Consider the following 13,834-nt stretch of genomic DNA (forward strand, 5'->3'; position numbering starts at 1 on the left):
GGGATCGTGACGGAACTCCACGTTGGGACCGGGATCGCAGCTGGAGGCCGGGCGACCGGCAGCCGCCGCTTCCGCCACTCTGGCAGGGAGATCGCGACCGTTTCTACAGGGATCGGGGTTGACTGCAGCCGGCCCCTCCGCGGTTCGGCCGTGAGGATGACCCGCAACCCGAACCGCTGATCCCGCCCAAAAATTCAAGGAGGCCGCCTACGGGTGGCCTTTTTTGCGCCCGGCATTAGGGCAAGCTTACGCCGAAGCGTACCGTTCGGCCATGTTCTGACCATTGCGCCTTTTCAGCCTTTTCGATAAGAGACGCCGCAACTCGATGATCCTGTCACAAACGACGGGATTTCGGAACGGTTTGAAAGCAGGCGCCCAAGGCTCCCGAGCCTCTTGGCGAAACAGTGGTTTTTGTCGGTATGGCTCGCATCGTCATGAAGTTCGGCGGCACTTCGGTCGCCAATCTCGAACGCATTCACAACGTCGCGCGCCATGTGAAACGTGAGGTTGAGGCAGGGCACGAGGTCGCGGTCGTCGTCTCCGCCATGTCCGGCAAGACCAACGAGCTTGTCGGCTGGGTTCAGGACATGCCGAAGGTCTCCGGCGCCAACTCGCCTTTTTACGACGCGCGCGAATATGACGCCGTCGTTGCATCCGGCGAGCAGGTGACGTCCGGCATTCTGGCGATCGCCCTGCAGTCGATGGGCATCAATGCCCGGTCCTGGCAGGGCTGGCAGATCCCGATCCGCACCGACAGCGCCCATGGGGCGGCGCGGATCATGGAGATCGACGGTTCCGAGATCGTCAAGCGGATGGGCGAGGGCCAGGTGGCCGTCGTCGCCGGCTTCCAGGGGCTCGGCCCGGACAACCGGATCGCCACGCTCGGCCGCGGTGGTTCCGACACGTCGGCGGTGGCGATCGCGGCCGCGGTCAAGGCCGACCGCTGCGACATCTATACGGACGTCGACGGCGTCTATACGACCGACCCGCGTATCGTGCCCCAGGCGCGGCGCATGAAGAAGGTTTCCTTCGAGGAAATGCTCGAAATGGCGTCGCTCGGCTCGAAGGTTCTGCAGGTGCGCTCGGTCGAGCTCGCCATGGTCCACAAGGTCCGCACTTTCGTGCGTTCCAGTTTCGAGGATCCCGATGCGCCGGGCATGGGTGACCTTTTGAACCCGCCCGGTACTTTGATTTGCGACGAGGAAGAAATCGTGGAACAGGAAGTCGTCACCGGCATCGCCTATGCCAAGGATGAAGCGCAGATTTCGCTCCGGCGCCTTGCCGACCGGCCGGGCGTGTCGGCTGCGATTTTCGGCCCGCTCGCCGAAGCGCATATCAATGTCGACATGATCGTGCAGAACACGTCGGAAGACGGTTCGCGCACCGACATGACCTTCACCGTACCTTCGGGCGACGTGCAGAAGGCCATGAAGGTGCTCGACGACAACAAGGAAAAGATCGGCTTCGACGTCGTCCAGACCGAATCAGGCCTGGCGAAAGTCTCGGTCATCGGCATCGGCATGCGCAGCCATGCCGGCGTTGCCGCGCACGCTTTCAAGGCACTTGCCGAAAAATCCATCAACATCAAGGCGATCACCACCTCGGAAATCAAGATTTCGATCCTGATCGACGGTGCCTATTCCGAACTCGCCGTTCGGACTTTGCATTCCGCCTACGGTCTCGATAAGAGTTGAGAATGAACCGTTTGGACGCGCCGGCAGTTGTGGGCGCCGTCTTGCGGTTGGGGTGACCTCGTTTCGGGAGAGCATAGGCGATGAGAGACCTGTCGGCAGGTCCGCGCGTTCTGTTGAAGCGGCTGCGCGAGTTGATGGCGGAGCCGCTCGAGCCACAGGAGCGCCTTGACCGGATCGTCCGCCAGATCGCCAGCAACATGGTGGCCGAGGTCTGCTCGGTCTATGTGCTCCGCTCCGACGGCGTTCTCGAACTCTACGCGACCGAAGGCCTCAAAAAGGAAGCCGTCCACACTTCGCAGCTGAAGATGGGCCAGGGCCTCGTCGGCACGATCGCCGCCTCCGCGCAGCCACTCAACCTTTCCGATGCGCAGGCGCATCCGGCCTTCCGCTATCTCCCCGAAACGGGTGAGGAAATCTACCATTCCTTCCTCGGCGTGCCGATCCTGCGGGCCGGCCGCACGCTTGGCGTTCTCGTCGTCCAGAACAAGGCGAGCCGCAACTACCGCGAGGACGAGGTCGAGGCGCTCGAAACCACGGCGATGGTGATCGCCGAGATGATCGCCACCGGCGAGCTCAAGAAGATCACCCGGCCGGGCCTCGAGCTGGACCTCACGCGCGCCATCACCATCGATGCCGACGCCTATAACGAAGGCATCGGCCTTGGTCATGTGGTGCTGCACGAACCGCGTATCGTCGTCACCAATCTCCTCAACGAAGATGCGGAGAAGGAAGTGACCCGGCTGGCGGAATCGCTCGGGTCCCTGCGCATCTCGATCGACGACATGCTGTCGCGCCGTGAAGTATCCCAGGAAGGCGAGCATCGCGAGGTGCTCGAAACCTACCGGATGTTCGCCCACGACCAGGGCTGGGTCCGCCGCATGGAAGAGGCGATCCACAACGGCCTGACGGCGGAAGCCGCGGTCGAGAAGGTCCAGAGCGATACCAAGGCGCGGATGATGCGCCTGACCGACCCTTATCTGCGCGAGCGGATGCATGATTTCGACGATCTGGCCAACCGGCTTCTGCGCCAGCTGACGGGTTTTTCCGGCCGCGCCTTCGACGAAGGTTTCCCGACGGACGCCATCATTCTCGCCCGCGCCATGGGGGCGGCCGAACTGCTCGACTATCCGCGCGCCAGCCTGCGCGGCCTGGTGCTCGAAGACGGAGCGGTGACGAGCCACGTGGTGATCGTCGCACGCGCCATGGGCATTCCGGTCGTCGGCCAGGCGGCGGGTGTCGTGGCGCTTGCCGAAAACGGCGATCCGATCATCATCGACGGCGACGATGGCCAGATTCATCTGCGGCCGGTTCTCGACCTGCAGAAGGCCTACGAGGAAAAGGTACGCCTGCGGGCCCGCCGGCAGGAGCAGTTCAAGGCGCTGCGGGACGTCGAGCCGGTCACCAAGGACGGCAAGCGTATCAGCCTGCAGATGAATGCCGGGTTGCTGGTGGATCTGCCGCAGCTTGCCGAGTCCGGCGCCGACGGCATCGGCCTCTTCCGCACCGAGCTGCAGTTCATGATCGCCTCCACCATGCCGAAGCTCGAGGAGCAGGAGAGCTTCTACCGCAACGTCATCAAGCAAGCGGCCGGCCGGCCGGTGACGTTCCGCACGCTCGATATCGGCGGCGACAAGGTCGTCTCCTATTTCCGGGCCCAGGAAGAGGAAAATCCGGCGCTCGGCTGGCGGGCGATCCGTCTGTCGCTCGATCGTCCGGGCTTGCTGCGCACCCAGCTTCGGGCGCTGCTCCGGGCTTCCGCCGGCGCCGAGCTCAAGATGATGCTGCCGATGGTAACCGAGGTTTCGGAAATCCACGCGGTACGCGAGTTGATGCAGAAGGAAGTGCAGCATCTTTCGAAATTCGGCCACAGCCTGCCGCGCAAGCTGCAGTTCGGGGCGATGCTCGAAGTGCCGGCGCTGATGTGGCAGCTCGACGAACTGATGGCGGAAGTGGATTTCGTCTCGGTCGGCTCTAACGACCTGTTCCAGTTCACCATGGCGGCGGACCGCGGCAATGCCCGGGTTTCCGATCGTTTCGACAATCTCGGCAAGCCGTTCCTGCGCATTCTGCGCGACATCGCGCGGGCCGGCGAACGCAACAAAACGGTGGTGACGCTGTGCGGCGAGATGGCGGGCAAGCCGCTCTCCGCCATGGCGCTTCTGGGGGTCGGTTTCCGCTCGGTTTCGATGTCCCCGACTTCGATCGGACCGGTCAAGGCGATGCTGCTCGGGCTTGACATCGACAAGCTGTCCGCCGAATTGAACGTGGCGCTCGACGATATAAGGTCGACGGAGCCGATCCGCGCGCTGCTTGTGCGGTTCGCCGAGGCCAACAATATTCCCGTCTAGCGGATAAAAAGAATAAACGGAGTTAGTGGGTGGCGAAGCTTCCTATCGAAAAGATGCGCGAGCTGGAACGCCGGTTCGGCGAGATCGAGGCGCGCATGTCGGAAGGCCCGGCTGCCGACGTCTATGTGAAGCTGGCGTCCGAATATTCCGAACTGCAGCCGGTGGTGCGCAAGATCCGCGAATACGAGAAGTCGATCGCGGAAGTGGCCGACCTGCGGGCGATGCTGACCGACAAGGGCACCGACCGCGAGATGCACGAGCTTGCGGAAATGGAGCTGCCGGAAGCCGAGGAACGGCTCGAGGCGCTGGAAAAGGACATGCAGGTCCTGCTTCTGCCGAAGGACGCGGCCGACGAGAGGAGCGCGATCCTCGAAATCCGCGCCGGAACGGGCGGCAACGAGGCGGCTCTTTTTGCCGGCGACCTGTTCCGCATGTACGAGCGTTATGCCGCCACCAAGGGCTGGAAGGTCGAGGTGTTGTCAGCAAGCGAAGGCGAGGCGGGCGGCTACAAGGAAATCATCGCGACCGTGACCGGCCGCGGCGTCTTTTCCAAGCTGAAGTTCGAATCCGGCGTGCACCGCGTGCAGCGTGTGCCCGATACCGAAGCAAGCGGCCGCATCCACACCTCGGCTGCGACCGTGGCGGTGATGCCGGAAGCCGAAGAGATCGACATCGAAATCCGGCCGGAAGACATCCGCATCGACACGATGCGTTCGTCGGGCGCCGGCGGCCAGCATGTCAATACGACCGACTCCGCGGTCCGCATCACCCACATGCCGAGCGGCATCGTGGTGACCAGTTCGGAAAAGTCTCAGCACCAGAACCGCGCCAAGGCGATGCAGGTGCTGCGCACCCGCCTCTATGACATGGAGCGCCAGAAGGCGGACAGCGAACGTTCCGCCGACCGCAGGAGCCAGGTCGGCTCCGGCGACCGGTCCGAGCGCATCCGCACCTATAATTTCCCGCAGGGGCGGGTGACCGACCACCGCATCAACCTGACGCTCTACAAGCTCGACCGGATGATGGAAGGCGATATCGACGAAGTGGTCGACGCGCTGATTTCCGACTACCAGGCCGGCCAGCTGGCGCAGCTCGGCGAGCAACACGGATGACGACGCTCGGAGCAGCCGTCACGGATGCCAGATCGCGGTTCTCCGCGGCGGGCCTGCCGGATGCGGCGATCGAAGCGCGGCTGCTGATCGGCGGGTTGCTTGGGCTTTCCAGCACCGAGGTCTTCACCGGCGGCGAGCGGCTGCTGACGGAGGAGGAAATCTCCCGGATCTCGAAAGCGGTCGAGCGCCGCTTGAAACGGGAGCCCGTGCACCGCATATTAGGATTACGTGAATTCCACGGCATGGAGCTCCTGATTTCGAAGGAAACGCTGGAGCCACGCCCGGACACCGAAATCCTGGTGGATTCGATGCTTGCCTATGTGAGGCAGATTGTCGCAGACAAGGGTTCGGCACGTATTCTCGATCTTGGTACCGGAACCGGAGCGGTCGTTTTGGCACTGCTGAAGGAAAGCCCAAAGGCCCAGGGGATCGGCAGCGATATTTCGCAGGATGCCCTGCAGACCGCGGCGCGGAACGCGGAGCGGCTGGGAATGGCCGAGAGATTTCAGGCGGTCCGCAGCCATTGGTTCGACGCAATTTCCGGCCGGTTCGACATAATCGTGTCAAATCCGCCCTATATACGAAGCGATGTTATCCCCGCATTGGACCCGGAAGTCCGGGATTTCGATCCGCTGGCAGCGCTAGATGGAGGTCCGGATGGGCTTGAAGCCTATCGCGCGATTGCAGCGAGTGCAGGAGATTTCCTCGAAAAGGACGGCGTTATCGGCGTCGAGATCGGGTTCGATCAGAAGGAAACCGTGACCGCGATTTTCCGCGTCGCCGGCTTTACGCCGATGGAGGCGGTCCGCGATTATGGCGATAATGATCGGGTTCTCGTATTTACCGTGAATCACCCTTGATTTTGCAGGCAAAAGAAAAGGCTTGGATTTCCGGAGGAAGCGGGATAGCTTGCAAATACGCACTGGGACGGCTGGGAATGAACAGCGATTCGTTCGGGTTACAGGGCAACCCTTTGATCCTTCTCTTTTCGAAGAGTTGCGAAGGTTGAACAATTCCCGGTGCGTGAATCAGTTAATTTGACTTTCACAAGCGGCAGGACGCTTTGATCGGCCTGTGCGCGGCACGCGAAGTCTTGTTCGGCTCTGTCCGGCAGACCGCGTGGCCCCTTATCAGCGAAGACAGAGAATTGGTGAACGATAGATGAGGCCAGGACAGCAGAACAAACGCGGTCGAGGTCGCGGCAGTAACAATAATAACAATAGCGGCGGCGGCGGCGGCGGAAATAACAACTTCAACCGTAAGGGCGGCAATCCTCTCAGCCGCACCTACGACAGCTCCGGCCCGGATGTGAAGATCCGCGGGACCGCCCAGCATATCGCCGAAAAATATAGCCAACTCGGCCGTGATGCCCAAAGCTCCGGCGACCGCGTGATGGCGGAGAACTATCTCCAGCACGCCGAACACTATAACCGCATCATTGCCGCCGCACAGGCGCAGATGCAGGATCGGTTCCAGCACGACAATCGTGGCGACTACCAGGACCGGGACGGCAACGTTCAGGATCAGGACGACATGGACAATAGCGATGGCGAGGACAACGGTTACTCGCAGCAGCCATCCATGGACGAGGCTCCGCAGCCGCAGGTCCAGCAACAGCAGCCGCGCCGGGAGCAGCGTGAACAGCGCGAGCCCCGTGAACAACGCGAACCTCGCGACCAACAACGCGAACCTCGCGACCAGCGGGAACCCCGCGAACAGCGTGACCAGCAGCGCGAACGCCCCCGCCGCGAAAACCGCCAGGAACAGCCGGCAGTGGCAGCGGTTCCGACCCAGGTCGCAACACCTCAGCCAGTTGCTCCGGTGATGGATGGTTCCGGCCCGCAGCCGGTGATCGAAGGCACGCCTGCCGAAGTGGCGGTCGAGGAAGAGGCACAGGCAGAAGCCACGCCGCGCCGTCGTCGCGCCGCCGGCAGCCGCCCGCGTCGTCCGCGTCGTGGCGAAGGCGCCGGTGAAGAGGGTGGTTCCGAAGGCGAAGCCTCGGGCGACGGCTCGCAGCCGGCCCTGGCGGATGCAGCTTCTGAATAAGCCATCCTTCAAATAACGAGATCAAAAGGCCGCTCGCGAAACCGGGCGGCCTTTTTCTTCGAGCGGAGATTGCCTTCTGCTTCAAGCCGTCGGCTGGCGCCGATCACGGACGGAGCGGGCAAGCTCCTCGAGCACCAGGACCGATGCCTCCCAATCGATGCAGCCGTCGGTGATGCTCTGTCCGTAGACGAGAGGCTTGCCGGGCACCAGATCCTGGCGGCCGCCGACGATATTGCTCTCGATCATCATGCCCTTGATGGCCATGTTGCCGGCAGCGATCTGCGTCGCGACGTTTTTGACGACCCGCGGCTGGTTCATCGGATCCTTGCCGCTGTTGGCATGGCTGGCATCGATGAGGATGCGCGGCTCCAAACCGCGTTTTGCGGCATCCCTTGAAACGGCCTCGACGTCGGCCGCGTCATAGTTCGGCAGCTTGCCGCCGCGCAGGATGACGTGGCAATCCTCGTTGCCGGTCGTGGTGGCGATCGCGGCTCGGCCGTCCTTGGTCACCGCCGGAAAATGGTGCGTCTGCGAGGCGGCCAGTATGGCATCGAGTGCAACGGCGACGCCGCCATCGGTGCCGTTCTTGAATCCGATCGGGCAGGAGAGGCCGGATGCCAGCTGGCGGTGTACCTGGCTTTCGGTCGTGCGGGCGCCGATCGCGCCCCAGCTGACGAGGTCGGCGATGTATTGCGGGGTGATCGTATCGAGGAATTCGCAGCCGGCCGGAAGGCCCGTCGCATTGATGTCCAGAAGAAGCTGCCGGGCGATCCTCAAACCCTCTTCGATCCGGTAGCTGCCGTCGAGATGCGGGTCGTTCATCAGGCCCTTCCACCCGACGGTGGTGCGCGGCTTTTCGAAATAGACGCGCATGACGATTTCGAGATCGCCGCTGAAACGTCGTCGTTGTTCTTCGAGCCGGGCCGCATAGTCCCGCGCGGCAATTGGGTCATGGATCGAGCAGGGACCGATGACGACGATCAGCCGGTCGTCCTCGCCATGCAGGATGCGATGGACGGTGTCACGCGTCCTGGTCACCGTCCCGGTGACTGCGTCGTTGCGCGGAATTTCGGCGATGATGTCGGCGGGGATGGTCAGCGGGGTGATTTCGACGATTCGGCGATCGTCGACAGTGTTGGCGGGACTGGCATTCGGCACGGGTATGGCTCCTGTTTGGTGCTACCGCGCGGAATTGAAAAAGCCGCCAGGTAGACTAGCGGCTTGAGGGAATGTCGTTGCGTCGAAATCAGCTACGCACGGACCCGCATCCGCTGGGGAAAGCGGTAGCTATAAAATCGCGAGGCGTGGGCGGACGTGAAAGACATGCGGTTTCTGTATTCGCTCGATTGTGGATTGTCACGCGGAAAATTTGTGAGGTTTCCGCTCGCGGATTTTGAGCTTCTGAACACTTTAAACACGAGAATCCGCTTACCATATTTCCAGCAACGCCGAGACTTCGGCAGGGCTCGCCTTTGAGGGAGCTCAATCTCAATCATCGGTCCGTGCCTTATAATGGGCGGGTCGATCACTGGAGGTACCAGAATGAATATCGAAAAATACTCCGAGCGCGTCCGCGGGTTCCTGCAGTCGGCTCAGACGCAGGCTTTGGCTTCGGGTCACCAGCAGTTTACGCCCGAACATGTGCTGAAGGTGCTGCTTGACGACGACCAGGGCATGGCGTCCTCGCTGGTCGACCGCGCGGGCGGCAGCGCCAAGGAAGCGCGCATCGCCAACGACGCCGCGCTCGCGAAACTCCCCAAGGTTTCCGGCGGCAATGGCGAGATTTATCTCTCCCAGCCGCTCGCGAAGGTTTTCTCGACCGCGGAAGAGGCAGCCAAGAAGGCCGGCGACAGTTTCGTCACCGTCGAGCGCCTGCTTCTGGCGCTTGTCATCGAGACGTCCGCTTCGACCTCCGCGACCTTGAAAAAGGCCGGCGTGACCGCGCAGGGGCTCAACCAGGTCATCAATGACATCCGCAAGGGTCGCACGGCCGACGGCGCCAATGCCGAGGCCGGTTTCGAGGCCCTGAAGAAATATGCGCGCGACCTGACGGCGGAAGCCCGCGACGGCAGGCTCGATCCGGTGATCGGCCGCGACGACGAAATCCGCCGCACGATCCAGGTTCTCTCCCGCCGTACCAAGAACAATCCGGTGCTGATCGGCGAGCCCGGCGTCGGCAAGACGGCGATCGCCGAAGGCCTGGCGCTGCGCATCATCAACGGCGACGTGCCGGAAAGCCTGAAAGACAAGAAGCTGATGGCGCTCGACATGGGCGCCCTGATCGCTGGCGCCAAATATCGCGGCGAGTTCGAGGAGCGCCTGAAGAGCGTCCTGAACGAAGTGCAGTCGGAAAACGGCGAGATCATCCTGTTTATCGACGAGATGCACACGCTGGTGGGCGCCGGCAAATCCGACGGCGCGATGGATGCGTCCAACCTCCTGAAGCCCGCGCTTGCCCGCGGCGAACTGCATTGCGTCGGCGCCACCACGCTCGATGAATACCGCAAGCATGTGGAAAAGGATCCGGCGCTTGCCCGTCGTTTCCAGCCGGTCATGGTCGAGGAGCCGACGGTCGAGGACACGATCTCGATCCTGCGCGGGCTCAAGGAAAAATACGAGCAGCACCACAAGGTCCGCATCTCGGATTCGGCCCTGGTTGCGGCTGCTACGCTTTCCAACCGCTACATCACCGATCGGTTCCTGCCCGACAAGGCGATCGACCTGATGGACGAGGCCGCATCGCGGCTGCGCATGCAGGTGGATTCAAAGCCCGAGGAACTCGACGAACTCGACCGCCGCATCATGCAGCTGAAGATCGAGCGCGAAGCCCTGAAGAAGGAAACCGACAGCGCCTCGGCCGACCGGCTGCAGCGTCTTGAAGGCGAAGTGACGTCGCTCGAAGAACAGGCGGATGCCCTGACGGCCCGCTGGCAGGCGGAAAAGCAGAAGCTCGGCCTTGCCGCCGACCTGAAGCGGCAGCTCGACGAGGCCCGCAACGAACTGGCGACCGCCCAGCGCAAGGGTGAGTTCCAGCGTGCCGGCGAGCTGACCTATGGCGTGATCCCCGAACTGGAAAAGCGTCTCGTGGAAGCGGAAGCCCAGGATACCTCGACCAATGCCATGGTGCAGGAAGTCGTGAACCCGGATGCGATCGCCCACGTGGTGTCGCGCTGGACCGGCATCCCGGTCGACAAGATGCTGGAAGGCGAGCGCGACAAGCTGCTGCGCATGGAAGATGAACTGGCGAAATCCGTCATCGGCCAGGGCGACGCGGTCCAGGCTGTCTCGCGTGCGGTTCGCCGTTCGCGCGCAGGGCTGCAGGATCCGAACCGGCCGATCGGCTCGTTCATCTTCCTTGGCCCGACCGGTGTCGGTAAGACGGAGCTGACGAAGTCGCTGGCCCGCTTCCTGTTCGACGACGAGTCCGCGATGGTTCGCCTCGACATGTCGGAATACATGGAGAAGCATTCGGTCGCGCGGCTGATCGGTGCGCCTCCGGGTTATGTCGGTTACGAGGAAGGCGGCGCGCTGACCGAGGCGGTGCGGCGCAAGCCCTACCAGATCGTGCTGTTCGACGAGATCGAGAAGGCGCATCCGGACGTGTTCAACGTTCTTCTGCAGGTGCTCGACGACGGGCGCCTGACGGACGGGCAAGGCCGCACGGTCGACTTCAAGAACACGATGATCATCATGACCTCCAATCTCGGAGCGGAATACCTGACCGCTCTTCGCGAGGGTGAGGATTCCGAAAGCGTGCGCGAACAGGTGATGGACGTCGTGAAAGCCTCGTTCCGGCCTGAATTTTTGAACCGCGTCGACGAGATCATCCTGTTCCATCGCCTGAAGCGCAACGAGATGGGGGCGATCGTCGATATCCAGATGAGGCGGCTGCTGTCGCTCCTGGCGGAGCGGAAGATCGCCATCGATCTCGGTCCGGACGCCCGCGAATGGCTGGCCGACAAGGGTTACGATCCGGTCTATGGCGCGCGTCCGCTGAAGCGGGTGATCCAGAAGTTCATGCAAGATCCGCTCGCCGAGCAGATTCTCGGCGGCCAGATACCGGACGGCTCGGCCGTTGCGGTCAGCGCAGGTTCCGACCGGCTGCTCTTCCGGGTCAAACGGGTGGTGAGCGAGGCTGCGTAAGCCGAGCCGAACGTTGAAAAGCAGAATGGCGGCTTCGGCCGCCATTCTTGTTCGTGCCAAGCTGATCCGGTAAAGGCCTCAGCGGCTCGCGACCTCGTCGGCCGACTGGGTGTTGAGCAGCGTATCGATCCGCTTGCGTTCCTCTTCGAAACGGGCGAGCGCCTTGCCGTTCAGCGAATTGCCGCCCGGCAGGCGGATCTTCATCGCATCGACCTTGGTGCCATTGACGATCAGCTCGTAATGAAGGTGGGCGCCGGTCGATTGGCCGGTGGAGCCGACGTAACCGATCACCTGGCCCTGGGTGACCTTGGCACCTTCGCGAACACCTGGCGCGATGGCGCTCTGGTGATTGTAGGATGAGACGTAGCCATTGGCATGACGGATGAGCGTCTGGTTGCCATAGCCGCCGGAATCCCAGCCGGCCTTTTCGACGATGCCGTTGCCCGTGGCGATGATCGGCGTGCCGCGCGGGGCGGCCCAGTCGGTGCCGGTATGCATGCGGGAATAACCGAGCAGCGGGTGGCCGCGCATGCCGAAGCCGGAGGTCATGCGGCCGTTCGGAAGCGGGTTACGCAGCAGGAATTGCCGGATGCTCTTGCCGTCCTCGTCGAAATAATCGACCGCGTTGTCGTCGGGGTTCTGAAAGCGGTAGAAGCGGCTCGTCGTGTCGCCAAACCGGGCGTTCACGTAAAGCAGCTGGGAATCCTTGTTCGCCTGGCCCTTTTCGTCGGCGACCGAGAAGAAGGCCTCGATCTTGTCCGTCGGCTTCAACTGGGCCTGCAGATCGACATTGCTGGCAAGCAGTTTTACCAGCGTGCCGGTCATCTCCTTGCTCATGCCGTAGGAGAGGGCTGCCCGGTAGATGCCGTCATAGACGCGCGGCAATTCGCGGCCGGCAACGATCTGTGGTGATTGTTCGCTGAAGGCGGAGGCGACCGCATCCAGCATCGGCGGCTCCTGGCCATCCACAAAGCGGCCGTGATCGTCGAGAGCGACGGTTACCCGGTGGTCGCCGCGCCGATAGAGGCTGGCGCGGACGACGAGGACCATGTCACCTTCCTGGATGACGCCGATGCGCAGCACGTCGCCGATGGAAAGGTCGGCCTCGCCGAGGCGGGACTGCAGATAGCCGGAAATCTCGCGCGCCTTGCCTTCCGGATAACCGACCTCGGTCATTGCCTGGCTGACCGTCTCGGCCTTGCGGACCGGAATGATGTCGTCGGCATATTCGCGGGTGCGGGCGTTGATCGCCTCAGGCACAGAAACCGAGATGTTTTCCTCGACGACACGGGCCGACAGGCCGGCGGTGATGTCAAGGCCGCCGCCGTCCTCCTTCGAGGAGAAGCGCTGGGGGTCGACATAATAGAGCGCCGAAAGCTGGCTGTTGCCGTCGGTGAGAACCGAGCCGTTGGAGCGGACGTTTTCTTCGACCTCTTCCAGCGTCATCGCCTGCGCGAAGGCATACATGCTGCCCTTGATGGGGAAGGCCACGGTCTGGAGACTGACCTCGGACTCGACATTCGAGCCGTAGATGACGCCGGCACGCGCGGCAGGCGGCGGCGGGGTCTCGCTCGACGAGAAGATCGTCATCGGGTCGAAGTTCGGATAATCTTCCTGCGCCACATGGTTTGCGGCAAGATTCATCTTCACATGCGCGAAAGGCTTGCGGCGGACGACTTCCTTATTGCCCTCGCGCACGACCGTCGAGACTTCCATCACCTTCCGGTCGGTCGGCATGGCGACGATATTGCTGCCGAGCAGCCTTTTGCCGCGCGAGGCGGCATCTGCATCGTTGGTCGGGATGGAGGCGGAGGCTTCGGCGGGGATGGCAAGCTGTTGCCGGCCGTCGAGGGCGGCAAACAAAGCAACGCCCATCAGGATCGAAGAGGTAATGCCGGTCAGGAAGGTGCCGGACAGCCAACGCAACGAAATCTCACGTCGATCCGGAGCACGACGGCCGTCGGCGAGGATCGGCGGTTCGTTGCCGAGCGAGCGGATCATGCTGCGGGCCGTCATCATGCCAATTTAAGCCAGTCCCTGATACTCGTTATTGCCGTAGGCAGCTTCTATACTGCCTGCGGGACCTTGGGCCAAACATGTGCCCCTTTCAGTCTAGAGAGTCAAATCCGCCACGGTGCAAACGCGTACACTGCCCGAGGCGTCGTTTCGATTCCCTGCTGGGATCGTGGTAACCATGAGATTGTGAATTTGTCGGGGCGGTTTTGGGGCAGGGGCCGAAAGGGCGCTGTTTATGCACGTCTCAAGGGCTAGAAAGTCGGGAGAAAACGGCTTTCATCGAGTTTTACAGGAAATTATCATTTAGAATCAGCTAGATGACGTTTTTCTCAAGATTTCTGAATCAATGCTGTTGACTTCAAATGGTGGTGGGATCTATAACCCGCTCACTGAACGAGGGCGGCGGCGCTGCTGGCGACGACGACTTTCGTTCTACAGAAATCACTGATTGATTGGCGCATGCTGGTTGGGACCG

8 protein-coding genes are annotated in these 13,834 nt (G+C 62.4%); 6 read left to right on the forward strand and 2 right to left on the reverse strand.

The features are described 5' to 3' along the window. Positions 1 to 419: 419 nt before the first annotated feature. From C5J24_RS31390 to C5J24_RS31410, 5 genes are all read left to right on the forward strand, one after another. Positions 420 to 1,694, forward strand: coding sequence for an aspartate kinase (locus C5J24_RS31390; RefSeq protein WP_046605362.1), 1,275 nt, complete (start codon positions 420 to 422; stop codon positions 1,692 to 1,694). 80 nt (positions 1,695 to 1,774) lie between these two features. Then, on the forward strand, positions 1,775 to 4,042 hold the full coding sequence (gene ptsP, locus C5J24_RS31395; RefSeq protein ID WP_105423654.1) for a phosphoenolpyruvate--protein phosphotransferase: 2,268 nt from the start codon (positions 1,775 to 1,777) through the stop codon (positions 4,040 to 4,042). 29 nt (positions 4,043 to 4,071) lie between these two features. Then, positions 4,072 to 5,154: a peptide chain release factor 1 gene (gene prfA, locus C5J24_RS31400; RefSeq protein ID WP_105423656.1), complete on the forward strand. Its 1,083-nt coding sequence runs from the start codon at positions 4,072 to 4,074 to the stop codon at positions 5,152 to 5,154. Next, positions 5,151 to 6,014, forward strand: coding sequence for a peptide chain release factor N(5)-glutamine methyltransferase (gene prmC, locus C5J24_RS31405; protein WP_105423658.1), 864 nt, complete (start codon positions 5,151 to 5,153; stop codon positions 6,012 to 6,014). Before prfA ends, prmC begins: the two co-directional genes overlap by 4 nt. Before the next feature lie 301 nt (positions 6,015 to 6,315). Further along, complete coding sequence (locus C5J24_RS31410; RefSeq protein WP_105423660.1) at positions 6,316 to 7,200, forward strand: DUF4167 domain-containing protein; 885 nt, start codon at positions 6,316 to 6,318, stop codon at positions 7,198 to 7,200. Positions 7,201 to 7,281: 81 nt separating this feature from the next. On the opposite strand, the gene C5J24_RS31415 is transcribed toward C5J24_RS31410, so the two are convergent. Beyond that, positions 7,282 to 8,358 carry a 3-deoxy-7-phosphoheptulonate synthase gene (locus C5J24_RS31415; RefSeq protein ID WP_105423662.1) on the reverse strand — a complete coding sequence of 359 codons (1,077 nt, stop codon included), beginning with the start codon at positions 8,356 to 8,358 and terminating at the stop codon, positions 7,282 to 7,284. 384 nt (positions 8,359 to 8,742) lie between these two features. Here C5J24_RS31415 and clpB point away from each other — a divergent pair, with 384 nt between their 5' ends. Then, positions 8,743 to 11,343: an ATP-dependent chaperone ClpB gene (gene clpB / locus C5J24_RS31420; protein ID WP_105423664.1), complete on the forward strand. Its 2,601-nt coding sequence runs from the start codon at positions 8,743 to 8,745 to the stop codon at positions 11,341 to 11,343. 78 nt (positions 11,344 to 11,421) lie between these two features. On the opposite strand, the gene C5J24_RS31425 is transcribed toward clpB, so the two are convergent. Then, entirely contained in the window at positions 11,422 to 13,362 is a 1,941-nt protein-coding gene (locus C5J24_RS31425; protein ID WP_105423666.1) for a M23 family metallopeptidase, read from the reverse strand. Positions 13,363 to 13,834: the final 472 nt, after the last annotated feature.

Origin of the sequence: Neorhizobium sp. T25_27 (genome assembly GCF_002968565.1) — a bacterium.
Taxonomy (GTDB): Bacteria; Pseudomonadota; Alphaproteobacteria; order Rhizobiales; family Rhizobiaceae; genus Neorhizobium; species Neorhizobium tomejilense.